General features: G+C 33.9%; 17 protein-coding genes. 2 read left to right on the top strand and 15 right to left on the bottom strand.

Annotated elements, in window-relative coordinates; translation table 11 throughout:
- Positions 1-57: 57 nt before the first annotated feature.
- On the bottom strand, positions 58-1,056 hold the full coding sequence (locus tag EKM05_RS02670) for a zinc dependent phospholipase C family protein (protein WP_126553326.1): 999 nt from the start codon (positions 1,054-1,056) through the stop codon (positions 58-60).
- 98 nt (positions 1,057-1,154) lie between these two features.
- On the opposite strand from EKM05_RS02670, the gene EKM05_RS02675 reads away from it, so the two are divergent.
- Positions 1,155-1,904 (top strand): YoaK family protein, encoded by a 750-nt coding sequence (locus EKM05_RS02675; RefSeq protein ID WP_126553328.1) that lies wholly within the window; start codon positions 1,155-1,157, stop codon positions 1,902-1,904.
- On the opposite strand, the gene EKM05_RS02680 is transcribed toward EKM05_RS02675, so the two are convergent.
- From EKM05_RS02680 to fabG, 4 genes are all read right to left on the bottom strand, one after another.
- On the bottom strand, positions 1,888-2,865 hold the full coding sequence (locus EKM05_RS02680; RefSeq protein WP_126553330.1) for a YeiH family protein: 978 nt from the start codon (positions 2,863-2,865) through the stop codon (positions 1,888-1,890). The two genes, EKM05_RS02675 and EKM05_RS02680, sit on opposite strands and share 17 nt — an antisense overlap.
- Before the next feature lie 75 nt (positions 2,866-2,940).
- Entirely contained in the window at positions 2,941-3,837 is an 897-nt protein-coding gene (locus tag EKM05_RS02685; RefSeq protein ID WP_126553332.1) for a LysR family transcriptional regulator, read from the bottom strand.
- Between the two features lie 19 nt (positions 3,838-3,856).
- Complete coding sequence (locus EKM05_RS02690) at positions 3,857-5,884, bottom strand: hypothetical protein (protein WP_126553334.1); 2,028 nt, start codon at positions 5,882-5,884, stop codon at positions 3,857-3,859.
- Between the two features lie 100 nt (positions 5,885-5,984).
- A complete protein-coding gene (gene fabG / locus EKM05_RS02695) occupies positions 5,985-6,731 on the bottom strand; it encodes a 3-oxoacyl-[acyl-carrier-protein] reductase (protein ID WP_126459494.1) in 747 nt (248 codons plus the stop codon).
- A gap of 394 nt (positions 6,732-7,125) precedes the next feature.
- Between fabG and EKM05_RS02700 the strand changes: the two genes are divergently transcribed.
- Entirely contained in the window at positions 7,126-8,316 is a 1,191-nt protein-coding gene (locus EKM05_RS02700) for a cytochrome-c peroxidase (protein ID WP_126553336.1), read from the top strand.
- 49 nt (positions 8,317-8,365) lie between these two features.
- On the opposite strand, the gene EKM05_RS02705 is transcribed toward EKM05_RS02700, so the two are convergent.
- The 10 genes from EKM05_RS02705 to EKM05_RS02750 form a co-directional block, all read right to left on the bottom strand.
- Positions 8,366-8,788 (bottom strand): hypothetical protein, encoded by a 423-nt coding sequence (locus EKM05_RS02705; protein WP_126459488.1) that lies wholly within the window; start codon positions 8,786-8,788, stop codon positions 8,366-8,368.
- Positions 8,789-9,002: 214 nt separating this feature from the next.
- Entirely contained in the window at positions 9,003-9,875 is an 873-nt protein-coding gene (sucD, locus tag EKM05_RS02710) for a succinate--CoA ligase subunit alpha (protein WP_126451553.1), read from the bottom strand.
- A gap of 94 nt (positions 9,876-9,969) precedes the next feature.
- A complete protein-coding gene (locus EKM05_RS02715; protein ID WP_126451552.1) occupies positions 9,970-10,332 on the bottom strand; it encodes a nuclear transport factor 2 family protein in 363 nt (120 codons plus the stop codon).
- Between the two features lies 1 nt (position 10,333).
- A complete protein-coding gene (locus EKM05_RS02720; RefSeq protein WP_126459485.1) occupies positions 10,334-11,263 on the bottom strand; it encodes a UDP-3-O-(3-hydroxymyristoyl)glucosamine N-acyltransferase in 930 nt (309 codons plus the stop codon).
- A gap of 87 nt (positions 11,264-11,350) precedes the next feature.
- Complete coding sequence (efp, locus tag EKM05_RS02725) at positions 11,351-11,917, bottom strand: elongation factor P (RefSeq protein ID WP_126459482.1); 567 nt, start codon at positions 11,915-11,917, stop codon at positions 11,351-11,353.
- A 30-nt stretch (positions 11,918-11,947) separates the two neighbouring features.
- Entirely contained in the window at positions 11,948-12,733 is a 786-nt protein-coding gene (gene lpxA / locus EKM05_RS02730; RefSeq protein ID WP_126451549.1) for an acyl-ACP--UDP-N-acetylglucosamine O-acyltransferase, read from the bottom strand.
- 70 nt (positions 12,734-12,803) lie between these two features.
- Complete coding sequence (locus tag EKM05_RS02735) at positions 12,804-14,192, bottom strand: bifunctional UDP-3-O-[3-hydroxymyristoyl] N-acetylglucosamine deacetylase/3-hydroxyacyl-ACP dehydratase (protein ID WP_126460118.1); 1,389 nt, start codon at positions 14,190-14,192, stop codon at positions 12,804-12,806.
- Positions 14,185-15,228: a UDP-3-O-(3-hydroxymyristoyl)glucosamine N-acyltransferase gene (gene lpxD, locus EKM05_RS02740; protein ID WP_126451547.1), complete on the bottom strand. Its 1,044-nt coding sequence runs from the start codon at positions 15,226-15,228 to the stop codon at positions 14,185-14,187. Before lpxD ends, EKM05_RS02735 begins: the two co-directional genes overlap by 8 nt.
- A gap of 39 nt (positions 15,229-15,267) precedes the next feature.
- Positions 15,268-16,497: an HD domain-containing protein gene (locus tag EKM05_RS02745; protein ID WP_126553338.1), complete on the bottom strand. Its 1,230-nt coding sequence runs from the start codon at positions 16,495-16,497 to the stop codon at positions 15,268-15,270.
- Between the two features lie 119 nt (positions 16,498-16,616).
- Complete coding sequence (locus EKM05_RS02750) at positions 16,617-17,411, bottom strand: DUF1080 domain-containing protein (protein ID WP_126767341.1); 795 nt, start codon at positions 17,409-17,411, stop codon at positions 16,617-16,619.
- Positions 17,412-17,598 lie beyond the last annotated feature (187 nt).

The following is a 17,598-nucleotide window of genomic DNA, read 5'->3' on the forward strand; positions in this document are numbered from 1 at the left end:
GCATAAAAAAACGGGTAAAATTGAAGTTTCACCCGTTATTTAATTGGAAATATATCGTTATTCTTTTTCGTTTGTTAAACCAAAAAGAGTTCCTTTTTCAAAAGTTTTCAAATCCTTTTTTAAAGTTTTACTATTGCGCTTTGTAAGTTCGGCAGTATCAAGAGTACTTAAATCTGGTTTTCCAGCATTAACCCAAGCCGTGTACCAAAAACTTGCTGTTGCGGTAATGGCTTTTTTCATTTGTTGTTCAACCATTCCGTTCAACTCCGTGTGCAATTTAGCAGCATACTCATCCGAATATAACATTCCTCCGTACTTGTTTTTGACAACATTTCCATCGGCATCCGTTACGTACATTTTGTTTTCAGCAGTTGCAGTTCTTAATTTTTTATCGGCAGCCAACAAAGGTTCCACTAAACTGTGCGTGTCAAAAACGATATCCCAAGTAGCTTTCTCCACATTGTCTAAATATATTCCTTCAGGTACATTTAATTTATACCCTTTGGCAAACAATTCCGGCAAACGGCTTTCCCATAAGGAATGAATTCCTTTTTGATTCGTGTTTTGTCCATCGTGATTGTCTGATGTATGCAACGGCATGTGTGCATCGGCAATATAATGGCCTAAATCCCCCGCAATAAATAAAATTTCATTTTTTCTTTTGTCCTTGAACGCTTTAGTCAATTTGACCATCATATCCTGAATATACCACGGTAAAATTCCGTTTTTAGTCAAAAACTTTTCATCGTACTTCAGCTTCGCTTCTTCCATAGTTTTAGGAATCGTTTCCACAGCTCCAAAATTCTCCATGTCAAAATAATGACGGGGCGGCTCTGCTTTATCATTCAAAACATTTCTTCTCAAATCCGGAACAGTAGATTCTTGGGTAATGAAATCGATATGATTGTAAAAAAAGGTCTGCAATGGTTTTGGAAGTGCCATTACCGCCGCTCTATTGATTCGTTCATGACCAATAACGCCCCATGACAAAAGAAAAAGTGCAACTCCAAGAGCAGATAAAGTGATAAGTGTAGGTCTAATTTTAAAATTTTTCATTAAATTTATTTTTTTGAAGTACAAATGTATTTCTTTAAATCGTTATTAGAAAAAATTGGGTTTAAGATTCTGTTAATTAAAACAAGAAAACTACAACTATGTTTCGACATCAAGGAAAAAACAGAACTTTTATTCATAACCTGCGTTTAGCCACTTTACTATCTTTTGTTGCCGGAATTGTAAATGTTACTGGAGTTTTATCCGTACACACATTGACCACAAATGTTACGGGACATTTTGCCTATTTTGCCGAAGAAATAATGAAACAGAATTATATAGCAGCCATTACCTTTTTTGTATTTACTATTTTCTTCTTGTTGGGCGCTTTTACCTCTAATTTTTTAGCAGAATTAATTTCTAAAAAACATCCTGATTTATCCCACGTCATTCCTATTTCACTGGAAATGATTGTTTTGATTGGAATTGGTATTTTTGGACTAGCGTCTGAATTATCCAGCATTGAAGGAAAGTGGATTGCTTTTTCGATGCTTTTTGCCATGGGAATACAAAACTCTTTGGTAACAAAAATCTCTCAGTCTACAGTTAGAACAACCCATTTAACGGGGCTTTTTACTGATTTGGGAATCGAACTGTCACAATTGTTTTTTTATAAAAAACCCGAAGAAAATAAAAAACTTAAAACAAGTATTTATCTCCGATTATCGATTATTATCTTCTTTTTCATGGGCTGTATTCTAGGTGGTTTTTTGTATAATTTACTAGAAATGAAAACACTTTTTGTTGCCGCAACCTTTTTATTGTTTGCGCTTTTGTATGATTATATCAGATTACAATTTCATGTGATCAAACGAAAAACCTTCCGTCATAAAACTATTTTAAATAAATAATTAAAATTAAAGTCGAAACTGCAATGAATGTCCAAAGCAAAACTCCCTGCACAAGCGGTTTTAATCCCACTGATTTCACTACATTCCTATTTAATCCGGCACCAATTAAAAACAAAGTTACCGTCAGGCCTATTTTGGCAACTGAAACTAAATGTGGTCCTGCACTCTTCATTTCTGGCAGATAGGTATTGGCAATCATTGCCAAAATAAACAATCCTATAAAATAAGGAATTTTTATTTTTCCAGATTTATTTTTGAAAATAAATGCGGTAATCAATGCTACAGGAATAATCCACAACGCACGGGCTAATTTTACTGTTGTGGCTATTTGCATGGCTTCAGGACCAAATTTACTCGCTGCTCCTACTACAGAACTCGTATCATGAATAGCAATAGCGCACCATAATCCAAACTCTTTTTGCGATAAATCCAGCCAATGACCTACTGCAGGAAATAAAAACAGCGCTACCGAATTCAGAATAAATATCACTCCCAAAGCAACTGAGGTTTGTTTTTCATTCGATTGGATTACGGGAGCAATAGCAGCGATTGCACTTCCTCCGCAAATTGCAGTGCCACAAGAAATTAAATGTGATGTTTTTGTATCCGTTTTAAACCATTTTCCAAGGAAAGTTCCTAAAACTAAAGTGCTTACAATAGAAACAATTGTAAAATAAAAACCCTCTTTTCCTGCAGATACCGCACTGTGAACATTCATTCCAAATGCTAAACCAACTACCGAAAACTGCAACAGATAATTAGTGGCTTTATGATTCAATTCTAAAAAAGGATGTCCAAAAAGGTTGGCAACAATCAATCCTAGTACCAAAGCAATTGGTGGAGAAATAAAAATTGTGGTGCAAAACAAAAGCAATGCAACGAAAATGAGTTGCTGCAATGTGGCATTTACTTTAAAAAAAATAAAAGATTCCTTCTGAATTGCTTTTTGATTCGTTTCCAATGTAAAGTTGTTGAATTAGTACAGTACAAAGGTGGAACGATAAAACTATTTATGCCAATCGAAAATTATAATCTGCTATAACTTTAAATTATAATGATTGGAAATATTCTGAATAAACAAATCGGATAATGAATCTGTTTTTCCTTGAAGCGTAATAATATAAAAGTATCGTTCTATAATCAGGTCTTCAATATCTAATATAGCCAATTCATTGTTTTGAAGTTCTTTTTTTATGGCATGAATCGATATAAAAGCCACACAATCCGAGTGCATTAAATAGGATTTTATACTTTCTGTACTTCCCAATTGCATTTCAATTTGTAGTTCGGATACTTTAATTTTAAATGGTTTCAACGCATGTTCAATAACTTCAAGTGTTCCTGAACCTTGTTCTCGCATTAAAAAACGCATCTTTTTAAGATCATCCTGAGTCACTTCATCACGACTTACTAACGGATTGGAACTCTTACAGACCAAAACCAATTCGTCTTTCAAAAACTCGGTATATTTAATAGATTTATTTTTGGATTGCCCTTCAACAATTCCTATTTCAATTTCTTTTTTTAATAGAGCGTTTTCTATTTGTTCCGTGTTTCCGTTGAGTAAACTTACTTTTACATCTTGCAATTTTTGATGGAAACGAGCTAAAAGTGGCGGAATTATATACTGAGAAATTGTAGTACTGGCTCCTAATTGCAACAATCCGGAACGTTGATTAATCAGTGTACTCATGTCAAAATTAATTTCGCGGTATACTTCAAAAATGTTTTTGGTGTGTTTCAATAATACCTCACCAGCAATTGTCAATGCTATTTTAGAACCATTTCTGTCAAACAGTTTGATTTTATAGTCCTCTTCTAATTCCTGAATGTGTTTGGAAATAGCAGGTTGCGTAATAAACAATTCGGTTGCCGCTTTTGTAAAACTCAAACGATTGGCAACAGTATAAAATACTTTCAGTCTAAAATCCATGTTGTTTAATTGTATTTTATTAAAGTAATCCGTTGTGTTTTCGAACAAACCATTCGGTTGTCAGTAAAATTGAAATTAAAACCAATAACCACATCCAATTTATCAAAGGAGTTTTGGTAACACTACTCTTTTGTATCGTCTTGTATTCCTCATTTTCTAAAAGCGTTTTAATCAATACGTCTACTTGATCTGAAAAATACGCTTTTCCTTGTGTTTGCCCAGCTAATTGCGTCAATTTCTCCACGTCGGGATTAACAAATTGTTTTTCAATATCAAAATCAAGAATTTCAAAACTACTGGAATACGTCGTTTTAGAATTTAATTCTTTTACCGTAAAAGTATGAGAACCGGCTTTCAATCCGTCAAGATTGACTTTATAGGAATTATTCCCTTTTAATAAATCGTAATTTTTCGTTTGCTTGGTTTCGGTATTTTTTACCGTTATAGTCAAACGGGCTTTTTCATCAAACTCATAATTTTTATTGAAATACTGTGCCGTTATTTCAATGGCTTCACCGGAATTATAAAAACTTTCATGTTCAACAACCAATGATTTTTTAGAATTATTAGAAGCCAGAAATTGAATAATCTTATCCATGAAAACGTCATATTTTTCAAAAGATTGATTATTTACATGTGTTTGCAAGCGCCATTTCCAACTATTTTCACCCAAAAGATAAGTGGCTCGCCTGCCTTGATTTTCTGCAAAAACCAGTAAAGGCGCATTCGTATCTATTGTTCTGATTTTAGATGAAAGCAAAACTGACACAACTCCTTTTGTAGTTACGGTTCCAAAAGCGTTTTGCAAAGGCGGTAAATCTTCAAACCCAATATTGTCCGCAGCAAACAAATTAAACTGTTTATTAAAAACCGACAAATACTCTTCTTTTTGTCCACTCATTTTAAAGCTCAAATTCTCCTGTTGCTGATTCAAAAAATTGAAATCGGTGTTGTTTCCAGTAATAATAAATGTATTAATTCCGGCAACTTTATTACTTTCAAAAATAGTTTTAAATTCAATCGTTGGTTGGTATAAAATCAAAACATTATAATCTTGTAATGTTTTGATTTCATTTGGTTTAACAATTATTACTTTACGCTGTACATTCGATTCAATAGCTCTTTTCATAGCCCCTAAATCGGGATGATTTATAGCTGAAATTATGGCAATATTTGTTTTTTGATCAATAACTTCAACTGCAAAATTCTTGGTGTTGTTATATGTGTTTTTTTCTTTTTCTTTTGATGAAATCGTAACTTTAAAAACCTGTAATCCTATTTTGTCAGCCGGCAAAAGTACGGGTACAGTTGCTGTCTTCTTGGATGGTGATAAGGTAATGGATTGTGTACTGAATACCGAATTCCCTTGTGAAATAACAAAATCAGCTGTTACACTTTTGGTTCCTGAATACTGCAAAAAAACTTCTACAGGAAATTTATTCTTATGAAAAGCATATTTATTAACGTTCAGTTGATTGATTTTTAAGTCAAATAATTTTGTTGTGTCGCCTAATATTACCGGATAAACTTTATTTAAGGGGTCAAAACTATAGACGTAATCATTCCCTGAAGTTTGGTTTCCATCTGTGATTAAAACTGTTGGATATACTGTGTTTTTATAAATGCTTTTTAGATTTTTGGCAACAACATCGATATTGGTTTGAGTTCCCTTAAAATTAAAAATTTCCGTAGGTTCAAAATCATCTGAAAACTGATACGTTTGCACATCGAATTTATCTTTCAAATCTGAGTTTAATTGTATTCTTTTATACAATTCTAATGCTTTTTCATTGGCATTCAAAAAAGAAATAGAACTGGAATTATCAACAACAATCGGTAAGGGTGTTTTTACCGTTTCGAAGGTATTTTTGGTTAGTATTGGATTAATCAACAACATTAAAATTCCAAAAATGGATAAAAAACGCAAAAAAGCCAAAAACCAACCGACTTTCGATTTGTTTTTGGCTTTGTAAATATATTGAAAAAATGACAAACCACCAGCTATTAGTAACGAAAGCAGTAATAATAGTAGCGTGTTTGTTGTCATTTATTCTTTATTAAAAGATTGAAGAATTTAATGATTAAAAATTAATTACGTAGTTCAAAAATCTTTAAATCTTTGAGTTTTACAATCTTATAATTAAATTTTAGGTAAGCATTCCTCCGCAAACATTCATAACCTGTCCCGTTACATACGCACTCATATCCGAAGCAAAGAAAAGACACGCATTAGCAACATCTTCAGTAGTTCCGCCACGTTTCAAAGGAATTCCATCTCTCCATCCTTTTACAACATCTTCATTTAACTTAGCGGTCATTTCCGTTTCTATAAATCCCGGAGCAATTACATTACAACGAATGTTACGAGATCCTAATTCCAATGCTACAGATTTAGAAAAACCAATAACTCCCGCTTTAGAAGCCGCATAATTCGTTTGTCCTGCATTTCCTTTCACTCCTACTACTGAACTCATATTGATAATTGAACCTGAACGTTGTTTCAAGAAAGTACGTTGAATGGCTTTAGTCATATTAAAAACCGATTTCAAGTTAACATCAATAACTTGATCAAAATCGCCTTCAGACATTCGCATCAATAGGTTGTCTTTAGTAATTCCAGCGTTATTTATCAGAATATCAACAGTTCCGAATTCAGCTAAAACCGCGTCTACAAGAGTTTGTGCTTCATTAAAATCGGCTGCATTTGATTGATATCCTTTGGCTTTAATCCCTAAAGCGTTCAATTCATTTTCAAGAGCCAAAGCTGATTCAACAGATGAACTATACGTAAAAGCAACATTTGCCCCATTTTTAGCAAAAACTTCTGCAATTCCTTTACCAATTCCACGGCTTGCGCCAGTAATTATAACAACCTTTCCTTCTAGTAATTTCATGTTCTAAAATTAATTTAATATTTATTTGAAGCTATTCCTGCTATCCGTTTCAATCTTTTTCTCTTGTTCTCCTCCTCGCTTTTCAAACGAAATCGAACTGACAAGAAAAAGGATTTCCACTTCTATCAGGGCTAATTTACACATGTCAAATATAGCAATAATTGTGGGTTGAAAAAAAAATACATCTTCAATTAAACCTTTTATAAAAAAAATTGTCCTAAAACTAAGTAAAACTGTTTGACATGATTAAAGCTTCAAAATATTTAGATGTAATCATAATAAAATTACTAGATTTGAAATTGACTCTAATTATAAAAAAAAGTAAAAAAACAATCTAAAATACAAGAAACCCAAATAGAATCAACGACTTCATTTTTTAACTTAACCAATTGATATGAACAAGATCTCTTCCTTATTATTTTTTGTAGGATTACTCGTTTTTACAGCTTGTAGCAAAAATGAAAGCAATGAAACAACTGTGATTGCCGATTCCTATCCCAATGTGACTGCTACTTTTCCTGGTAAAATTGATTTAAATAATTTGAGTAATTATGCTAACCAAATTATCCCTTCTTACATAACTAAAGATAACACTGCAGGAAATCAAGTAACTGACAAAGGAGCTACATTAGGTCGGGTTCTATTTTATGATAAAAACTTATCCTCAAATAACACAATTTCCTGTTCTTCCTGCCACATTCAAGCAAATGCTTTTGGAGATGTGGCTATTGCCAGCGACGGAATAAACGGAAAGACCACCAGACATTCTATGAGATTGGTGAATTCTAGATTTTCAAGAGAAAACAAGTTTTTTTGGGACGAACGGGCAGCCACATTAGAGTTACAAACGACACAACCTATTCAAAATCACATTGAAATGGGTTTTAGCGGAACCTTAGGTGATGCAAACTTGACAGTACTAATTTCAAAATTGCAAAACATTGGGTATTACAAAGAATTGTTTAAATATACGTATGGCTCTGAAATCATTACTGAAAGCAAGATTCAGCTGGCTTTGGCGCAATTTATTAGAAGTATCCAATCCTTTGATTCTAAATATGATGCTGGAAGGGTATTAGTTGCAAACGACGGCCAACCCTTCACCAACTTTACGACACAAGAAAATCAAGGTAAAAATTTGTTCCTGGCGCCTCCGGTTTTTGACGCAACCGGAAACAGAACTTCTGGAGGAGTAGGATGTGCAGTTTGCCATGCCGCACCTGAATTTGACATTGATCCCAATACAAAAAACAATGGTATTATAGGTATTTTAAACGCCACGGGAATTGACATCACAAACACAAGAGCACCTTCATTGAGAGATCTGGTAAAACCAAACGGAAGTTCTAATGGTTTATTTATGCATACGGGAAATTTAACAACACTACAAAATGTTATTGGGCATTATGGAAGTATCAATTTAGCTCCCGGAAATACAAATTTGGATCCAAGATTAGCGCCAAATGGTTTTGGGCAAAAATTAAATCTTACTGCTCCCGAAGTTAATGCTCTTGTCGCTTTTATTCAAACATTATCAGGAACTAATGTATATGTAGATACAAAATGGTCGACACCATTTAAATAAAAAAAGCCCCAAATAGGAGCTTTTAAATTATTTAAAAAAACGGATTGTATTAAAAAGCTACATTCCATTTTGGTAATCTTCCATTTTCGTCTAGAAAGTTTTGTAAAACTTGTCCTTCTACGAATGTTGGAATCACTTTAGTTTTATCGTTGAATGTCTCATACCAAACCACTTCTAGCGTGCTGATCTCTTCAATTTTCATTTGCGCTGGCCAAGAATATTTTCTTCCTGTTTTAGCAAATTGGTGTCCTTCAACAATTTTTTCTTTTAGACCACCGTTTTTAATTTTCAAAGTTCCGTTATTTTGGACAGTTCCGGTAGAACCCACCATAATCAACTCTTTCTCTTCTGCTACGGCATATACTAAAAATATTCCAGATCCTTCTGAAGCATTACAAACTTCGGCTAAACTATCTTCTGTAGTGAATGAAAACTGATTGGTAACTTTGAATTTTTTTAACTCTTTATACATTTTTTTTATTTTAATTTGAATTGGCTTTAGCAAAAAAATACCCCACAAAATCGTGAAGTCCATTAGAAACCATTCGTTTATGTTTACTTTTATTAGGATTACATCTGAAAAACAGATTTATTTAATAAAGTGCAAAGATATTTCTTTAATTGAATTTATAATAAAAAAGCCCCACAAAATGTGAGGCTTTTAAAATATTTAATTAGAGTTTAGATTAACCTAAAACTTCTTTTACTTTTTTACCAATTTCCGCTGGAGAATCTACTACGTGAATACCACATTCTCGCATGATTTGCTTTTTTGCTTCAGCAGTATCGTCAGATCCACCTACGATTGCACCTGCATGTCCCATTGTGCGTCCTACTGGAGCGGTAACTCCTGCAATGAATCCTACAACTGGTTTACGGTTACCATCAGCTTTGATCCAGTGAGCTGCATCCGCTTCTAATTGCCCGCCAATTTCACCTATCATTACAATACATTCTGTTTCTGGATCGTTCATTAATAATTCAACAGCTTCTTTTGTTGTAGTTCCAATGATTGGGTCTCCACCAATACCAATAGCGGTAGTGATTCCTAATCCTTGTTTAACTACTTGATCCGCTGCCTCATAGGTTAATGTTCCCGATTTAGAAACAATACCAACAGTTCCTTTTTTGAAAACGAAACCTGGCATAATACCAACTTTAGCTTCACCCGGAGTAATTATTCCTGGGCAGTTAGGTCCTATTAGACGAGCATTTCTTTCTTTTACGTAACTATTTGCTTTTATCATGTCAGCCACAGGTATTCCTTCAGTAATTGCAATAATTACTTTTATACCTGCATCTGCAGCTTCCATTATTGCATCAGCAGCAAAAGCCGGTGGAACAAAAATGATAGTTGTATCAGCTCCTGCTTGTTCTACAGCATCTTTTACAGTATTGAAAACGGGTCTGTCTAAGTGAGTTGTTCCTCCTTTTCCTGGAGTTACGCCACCAACAACGTTAGTACCGTACTCAATCATTTGAGAAGCATGGAAAGTTCCTTCACTTCCTGTAAAACCTTGAACAATTATTTTGGAATCTTTATTAACTAAAACACTCATGATATATTTTTTATGTAGTTTTTAAAATTGTTATGCAAAAGTATAAAATAGTAAGCAGTAATCAGTGTTCAGTGTTCAGTTTTTTGACACTAAATTAGGATAATTGACTCATTTGATACCCTCTGTATAATTTATTGTCTTTTATTTCCCAAATAGCTATAAAATGTGCTAATAACATCTCTTCTCTAGGATTTTCAATTGTTTTGACAAAATGAGAATAGCGCACGGAAATTAAATTATTTTCACCAATAATATGGCTTATTCGAACTTTAGAACGAACATACGCTTTGCTTAAATCATTAGATAAATTTAATAAAGAATTATAATCCAACTGAATGAATCCTTTGCTGCTATTCCATTCTACTATTACTTCCGGGTGCAAATAATCTTTGATGACTTCGCTGTCGATTAAAGCATCTGATTTATAAAATTGTTGAACGATTTCTTTTGCAGACATATTATTTTAGTTTAGTAAGAATTTCTGGTATCTTTTTAATATTGGCCAGTTGCTTCAATTTTTCTCTTGATTCCTCAATTGGCGTTCCAAAATAGGATTTACCTCCTTCTACTGATTTTGTAACTCCGGTTTGTCCTAGAATAACAGCCTTTGCTCCTATTGTGATTCCGCTGGTAGTTCCTACTTGTCCCCATATTGTAACTTCATCTTCTATAATAACGCATCCGGCAATTCCGGTTTGTGAAGCAATTAAACATTTTTTCCCAATCACGGTGTCATGACCTACATGCACCTGATTGTCAATTTTTGTGCCTTCACCAATAATAGTATCGCCAGTAACACCTTTGTCAATTGTACAAAGCGCTCCAATTCCCACATTGTCTTTGATAACCACTCTTCCACCGGAAAGTAATTGATCGTATCCTTCGGGACGTTTTTTATAATAAAAAGCATCGGCACCCAAAATTGTTCCTGCGTGAATGATTACATTATCACCAATTACGGTATAATCATAAATAGAAACATTAGAATGTATCACACAATTTTCTCCAATGACAACATGATTTCCAATAAATGTATTGGGCTGTATTACAGTTCCTTCACCTATTGAAGCTGAAGCAGCTATTGAAACATTTGAATACTGAAAAGGTTTAAAGTGTTTTGTTAATGTGTTGAAATCCCTAAACGGATCATTAGAAATAAGTAATGCTTTTCCATCAGGACAAGCTACATTTTTATTGATTAAAACTATAGTTGCCGCTGAGTTTAACGCTTTATCATAATACTTAGGATGATCTACAAAAACAATATCACCAGATTCGACAACATGAATTTCATTCATTCCCAAAACAGGAAAATTAGCATCACCAACATATTCACAGTCGATGATAGTTGCAATTTCTTCTAAAGTATATACTTTTTGGAATTTCATTTTTTCATTTCTTTAGTCTCAGTTTTCAGTACCAGTTTTAATTCTTTACAACTCGAATTATCTACTGATACTGAAAACCTATAAAAACTACTCCTTTACACGTTCCATATAAGAACCTGATGCAGTATCTATTTTAATTTTATCTCCTTCATTGATAAACAAAGGTACATTTACAGTGGCTCCTGTTTCAACAGTTGCTGATTTTGTTGCATTTGTAGCAGTATTTCCTTTGATACCTGGTTCCGCATAAGTCACTTCAAGAATTACAGATGCCGGCATATCTACAGAAAGAGGTAAATCAGTCTCTGTATTGATACTTACCATTACATTTTCGCCTTCTTTTAATAATCCTGGGGAATCCAAAATATTTTTATTCAAGGAAATTTGCTCAAAGGTTTCTGTATTCATAAAATGGAATTCATCACCTTCCGGATACAAATATTGAAATTTATGATTTTCAACTCGAACTTCCTCAATTTTATGACCCGCAGAAAAAGTGTTATCCAATACTTTTCCGTTTGTTAAACTTCTTAATTTAGTTCTAACGAAAGCTGGTCCTTTTCCTGGTTTTACATGAAGAAATTCAATTATTTTGTAGATATCGTTGTTGTATTTAATACACAATCCGTTTTTAATGTCTGATGTAGATGCCATTTTTATTTTTATTTGTTGATTTGTTGATTCTTAATAATTTCCTGAATAGCCTTTCATTACACCTCTTGAGGAGTTTCGAATAAAATCAATGATTTCATCTCTTTCCGGCGTGGCCTCCATTTCAGCTTCAATAATACCCAAAGCTTGCGTGGTATTATAATTTTTTTGGTACAGAATTCTGTAAATATCTTGAATTTCTCTGATTTTTTCTGTTGTAAAACCACGTCTTCTTAATCCCACAGAATTAATACCTACATACGACAAAGGTTCTTTTGCGGCTTTGGTAAACGGGGGAACATCTTTTCTTACTAAGGATCCACCAGAAATCATGGCATGATCTCCAATATGGATAAATTGATGAATGGCAGCCAATCCTCCAATAACGGCATATTTACCAACGGTTACATGACCAGCCAGAGCGACTCCGTTTACAATAATAGCATTATCACCTATGTGACAATCGTGGGCAATATGCGCCGTTGCCATTACCAAACAATTATTACCTAAGGTAGTCTGTCCGGAGGCTATTGTTCCCCTATTGATGGTCACACATTCTCTTATGGTACAATTATCTCCAATAATTGCTAAAGAATCTTCTCCGCCAAATTTTAAATCCTGTGGAACTGCTGAAATTACTGCACCAGGGAATATATTACAATTTTTTCCTATTCTTGCGCCTTCCATTATGGTAACGTTAGATCCTATCCAAGTGCCATCCCCAATAACTACATTATTATGGATGGTTGTAAACGGTTCAATGACAACATTCTTGGCGATTTTAGCGCCGGGATGAACATATGCTAGTGGTTGATTCATATTCTTTGTTTAATCGTTTAACTGTTTAATCGATTAACCGAATACACGATTAACCAAATCAACAAAAAAATTACTGTTTCTTAGCAATTTGGGCCATCAATTCTGCTTCAGCAACCAGTTTTCCATTTGCATACGCATTTGCTTGCATATGACAAATACCTCGTCGGATTGGCGTAATTAAATCGCATTTAAAAATCAAAGTATCGCCTGGTAATACTTTGTGTTTAAATTTAACATTATCTATTTTCATAAAATAAGTCAAATAGTTCTCCGGATCCGGAACCGTGCTTAAAACAAGAATCCCTCCTGTTTGCGCCATGGCCTCCACAATTAAAACACCTGGCATAACCGGAGCTTCAGGAAAATGACCTACAAAAAAGTTTTCGTTCATGGTTACATTTTTCATTCCAACCACATGAGTTTCTGACATTTCGATAATTCTGTCAATCAATAAAAATGGGGGTCTATGAGGCAGAACTGCCATGATTTTATGAATGTCCATCAATGGTTCCTGATGTAAATCAAAAACAGGAACATAATTTCGTTGTTCAATTTTTATGATTTTAGCCATTTTCTTCGCAAATTGTGTATTGACAAAATGTCCTGGTTTGTTAGCTATTACCTTACCTTGTATTTTAGTTCCAATTAAAGCTAAATCACCTATTACATCAAGTAGTTTGTGTCTTGCCGCTTCATTCGGATAATGCAAAGTCAGATTGTCTAAAATACCATTTGGTTTAACCGTTATTTGCTCTTTTCCAAAAGCGAGTTTCAAACTTTCCATTGTAGTGGCTGATATTTCTTTATCAACATACACGATAGCATTATTTAAATCACCTCCTTTTATCAAACCGTTCTCTAAAAGAGATTCTAATTCATGCAAGAAACTGAAGGTTCTTGACTCAGATATCTCCGTTTTGAAATCAGAAATATTTTTCATAGTCGCATTTTGAGTTCCTAAAATTTTAGTCCCAAAATCAACCATTGCAGTAACGCAGTAATAATCACTTGGCATCACTAAAATTTCGCTGCCTGTGGCTTCATCAGTAAATGAAATAACTTCTTTTACTATATATACATTCCTTTTTGCACTTTGTTCTTCGATACCCGCTTTTTCAAGAGCTTCAACAAAGAATTTAGAGGAGCCATCCATTATTGGTAGTTCAGAAGCATTCAATTCTATGATGACATTATCTAAGTCACAACCCGTCAATGCCGCTAAAACATGTTCTGGTGTTTGAATTTTTACCCCTAACTTTTCTAAATTGGTTCCTCTTTGTGTATTTACTACATAATTTGCATCAGCTTCCACAATAGGTTGTCCCTCTAGATCTACTCGAACAAAAGTAAAACCATTATTGACTGGAGCAGGTTTAAAAGTCATTTTCACTTCTTTACCTGTGTGTAATCCAACTCCAGTTAGAGAGATTTCTGTTTTGATGGTCTTCTGTTTAACCATTTTTTCCATTTTTTTGGTTTAAAATTTGTTTTTTTAATTCTTCGATTTCTGCAACAATTTTGGGTAAATTCTTGAAATGAACGTACGATTTACTAAAATCATTGTACCCAAATGCGGGACTTCCTTGTAAGATTTCATTATCTTTAATATTCCTTCCTACACCACATTGCGCTTGAATTCGTACATTATTGCCAATGGTTAGGTGTCCAGAAATTCCAACTTGGCCACCAATCATTCCGTTTTTGCCAATTTTAGTTGAACCCGCAACACCGGTTTGCGCCGCTATTACCGTATTCTCCCCAATTTCAACATTGTGCGCAATTTGAATTTGATTGTCCAGCTTCACGCCTTTTCGTATAATAGTTGAACCCATTGTGGCTCTATCTATTGTAGTACAAGACCCAATATCAACATTGTCTTCAATAATAACATTTCCTATTTGTGGGATTTTAGTGTAAGTTCCGTCTGGATTAGGTGCAAAACCAAAACCATCTGAACCTATTATAGCTCCGGAATGTATCGTACAGTTATTCCCTATTATGGTCTCTGAATAAATTTTTGCACCAGCAAATAGAATAACATTATCCCCTACTACTACATTATCACCCAGAAAACAATTGGGATAAATTTTTACGTTTTCTCCTAAAACGACATTTTGACCTACATAACTAAAACTCCCTAAATATAAACTTTCTCCATATTTAACGCTGTCCGAAAGGAAAGAGGGTTGTTCTATCCCACTTTTATTTAATTTTACCTGATTGTAAAATTCTAATAATTTAGAAAATGCGGAATACGCATCAATCACTTTAATCAAAGTTGTAGTAATTGGTGCCTCTGCTATAAAAGTATCATTAACAATTGTTACAGATGCTTTAGTAGAATAAATATAATTCTGATACTTGGGGTTTGACAAGAAAGTTAGTGATCCTTCGATGCCTTCTTCGATTTTTGATAATCTAGAAACTTCTGCCATGGGATTTCCTACAACTTCACCTTCTAAAATCCCTGCTATTTGTTCTGCTGTAAATTTCATCCCGACAAAAATATAAAAAATAGGTTTTAAATACTGAATTTATAACAGTTGTTTTGGAAAACATATGTAATATTTAGTAACGGATTTAGATAATGATTTCAAATTCAATTGATCAGAGGCATCCACAACGTCTTCAATTGTTTTGTCTTTATTCAAAATCCGTATGGGTTCTGCCTGTTTACTGTAAGCCTGATTTTTTATTTTTCCTCTAAAAATAAAATAGTTTGTTTCTTGTAAAGAAATATGATGCTCTGCTGCAAAACGTTCTTTCAACGGCTGTAATTCTTCCAAAGTGACTTTTTCACTCGTCAATTTTATTTTTAATAAATCACGGTTGACAATCATTTTACTCAAAGACGACAGAATAAAATCATCCTCTTTTTGCCAAGCTTTTAAAGCCCCAATAATATCAAAATCATCTAATTGTGCAAATAAATCTAACCTCCGAGCATCAAATGTGTCCATCGTAACTTTATTTTCTATAAAAAAAGACAACGGCTTGCTGCAAGGCAATTGTACTCCTTTTAAGGTCAACTCTTTAGCTCTTTTTAGGACTTTCGTCAAAATTAACTCGGCCACTAAACTGGTTTTGTGTAAATAAACCTGCCAGTACATTAATCGTCTGGACATCAAGAATTTTTCAACAGAATAAATTCCTTTTTCTTCAATAACCAAAACATCATCCGCAACATTCATCATTTGGATCAATCGTTCTGAATTGACATTGCCTTCTGAAACACCCGAATAAAAACTATCGCGTTTCAAATAATCCATACGATCCATATCCAATTGGCTCGAAATAAGTTGCAGCATAAATTTCCGGTCATATTCCCCCTTGAAAACCTGAATGGCTAGACTCAACTGGCCCTTGAATTCCACATTTAACTGATTCATGAACAATAAGGAAATTTCCTCATGATGTACATCCTCAACGATACTTCTTTCCATAGCATGCGAAAAAGGGCCATGTCCTACATCGTGTAACAAAATGGCAATATAGAGTGCATTTTCTTCTTCTGGAGATATTGAAACTCCCTTAAAACGCAATACATCAACCGCTTTTTGCATTAAATGCATACAACCTAAAGCATGATGAAAACGGGTATGATTGGCACCAGGATATACTAAATACGACAAGCCCATCTGGGAAATACGGCGCAAACGCTGAAAATAAGGATGCTGTATTAAATCGTAAATTAAGGCATTGGGTATGGTAATAAACCCATAAATGGGATCATTGAATATTTTTAGCTTATTGATTTGACTCACTATAAGTTTTTTTTAGGTCAACAAATATAAGTAATTTAGATTTCAAAAACAGAACAGTACTAATTGTGTTGTAGCGCTAAAAAAAACGGAGCGTTTTAGCACTCCGTTGGTATTTAATTTTATAGTTTTCTGATCCAAATATTTCGGAATTGATTTTTAGAATCATGATCCTGAAGCGAAATAACATCCTCTCCATGAGCCGAGGGATAATTATGCAAACCGATGTAAAGTGTCAACCCGTTTATTGTAGTATTATTTTGGACTAAAACACCATTTAAAAACACGGTAATTCTTGCCGGAGCATCAATTTTACCATCTGCTTTGAAGCGAGGTGCCGTATATATTACATCATAAGCATTCCATTCTAATGGTGTTTTCACGGCGTTTACTAAAGGTGGATGATCTTTATAAATACTTCCGGCCTGGCCATTACTATAGGTTCTATTATTATAGGAATCTAATATTTGTAATTCATATCTGTTTTGGAAAAATACGCCACTGTTTCCTCTTGCCTGTCCCCCATCTAAAACAACATCCGGCGCGCTCCATTCCAGGTGCAGTTGACAATCCCCAAAAACCATTTTAGTTTGAATGGCTCCGGTACCCGGAACAACTTCCATGTAATCTTGATCAACAATTTTCCATCCTGCCGGTTTATTTATATCTTTCTGGCTCACCCATTGTGCTAAATTTTTACCGTCAAATAAAATAATCGCATCCGAAGGCGCATTTCCAAGGGTTTTAGCCGGGGTAATACCTTTTACTTCTGGTTCCCAAATTTCAGTCATTTCTGGTTTCATTGACATTGGGGAAACCTCTGGCGGAGTGTTCACATAGTTGTGTTGCGCCATAACTGCTGTTGCAGAGAATAAAGAAATCATTAATAAAGAGTTCTTGAAGTTTTTAGATTTCATAGTAAAATTCATTTGGTTTAATAAAATATGGATAAATGTTCACTTTTCAATATTAAGCATTTTTTTTTCACCAACTAACTTTTAATCTAATTATAACTAAATGAGGAATAAACTTTAGATTTTTATTGTAGAAGCAGTAACTTCATTAACTACAATTTGTTAAATAAATTAACATAGATTTAAGTTC

It is taken from the genome of Flavobacterium sp. GSP27, assembly GCF_003970395.1.
In the GTDB taxonomy this organism is placed as follows: domain Bacteria; phylum Bacteroidota; class Bacteroidia; order Flavobacteriales; family Flavobacteriaceae; genus Flavobacterium.

Bases quoted from the DNA above. Each gene is read 5' to 3' on its own strand.
- lpxD (WP_126451547.1), bottom strand. From the start codon at position 15,228: ATGAAATTTACAGCAGAACAAATAGCAGGGATTTTAGAAGGTGAAGTT.
- EKM05_RS02735 (WP_126460118.1), bottom strand. From the start codon at position 14,192: ATGGTTAAACAGAAGACCATCAAAACAGAAATCTCTCTAACTGGAGTT.
- EKM05_RS02685 (WP_126553332.1), bottom strand. From the start codon at position 3,837: ATGGATTTTAGACTGAAAGTATTTTATACTGTTGCCAATCGTTTGAGT.
- sucD (WP_126451553.1), bottom strand. From the start codon at position 9,875: ATGAGTGTTTTAGTTAATAAAGATTCCAAAATAATTGTTCAAGGTTTT.
- EKM05_RS02670 (WP_126553326.1), bottom strand. From the start codon at position 1,056: ATGAAAAATTTTAAAATTAGACCTACACTTATCACTTTATCTGCTCTT.
- EKM05_RS02750 (WP_126767341.1), bottom strand. From the start codon at position 17,411: ATGAAATCTAAAAACTTCAAGAACTCTTTATTAATGATTTCTTTATTC.
- EKM05_RS02720 (WP_126459485.1), bottom strand. From the start codon at position 11,263: ATGAAATTCCAAAAAGTATATACTTTAGAAGAAATTGCAACTATCATC.
- EKM05_RS02715 (WP_126451552.1), bottom strand. From the start codon at position 10,332: ATGTCTGCAAAAGAAATCGTTCAACAATTTTATAAATCAGATGCTTTA.
- lpxA (WP_126451549.1), bottom strand. From the start codon at position 12,733: ATGAATCAACCACTAGCATATGTTCATCCCGGCGCTAAAATCGCCAAG.
- EKM05_RS02700 (WP_126553336.1), top strand. From the start codon at position 7,126: ATGAACAAGATCTCTTCCTTATTATTTTTTGTAGGATTACTCGTTTTT.
- EKM05_RS02675 (WP_126553328.1), top strand. From the start codon at position 1,155: ATGTTTCGACATCAAGGAAAAAACAGAACTTTTATTCATAACCTGCGT.
- fabG (WP_126459494.1), bottom strand. From the start codon at position 6,731: ATGAAATTACTAGAAGGAAAGGTTGTTATAATTACTGGCGCAAGCCGT.
- EKM05_RS02705 (WP_126459488.1), bottom strand. From the start codon at position 8,788: ATGTATAAAGAGTTAAAAAAATTCAAAGTTACCAATCAGTTTTCATTC.
- efp (WP_126459482.1), bottom strand. From the start codon at position 11,917: ATGGCATCTACATCAGACATTAAAAACGGATTGTGTATTAAATACAAC.
- EKM05_RS02690 (WP_126553334.1), bottom strand. From the start codon at position 5,884: ATGACAACAAACACGCTACTATTATTACTGCTTTCGTTACTAATAGCT.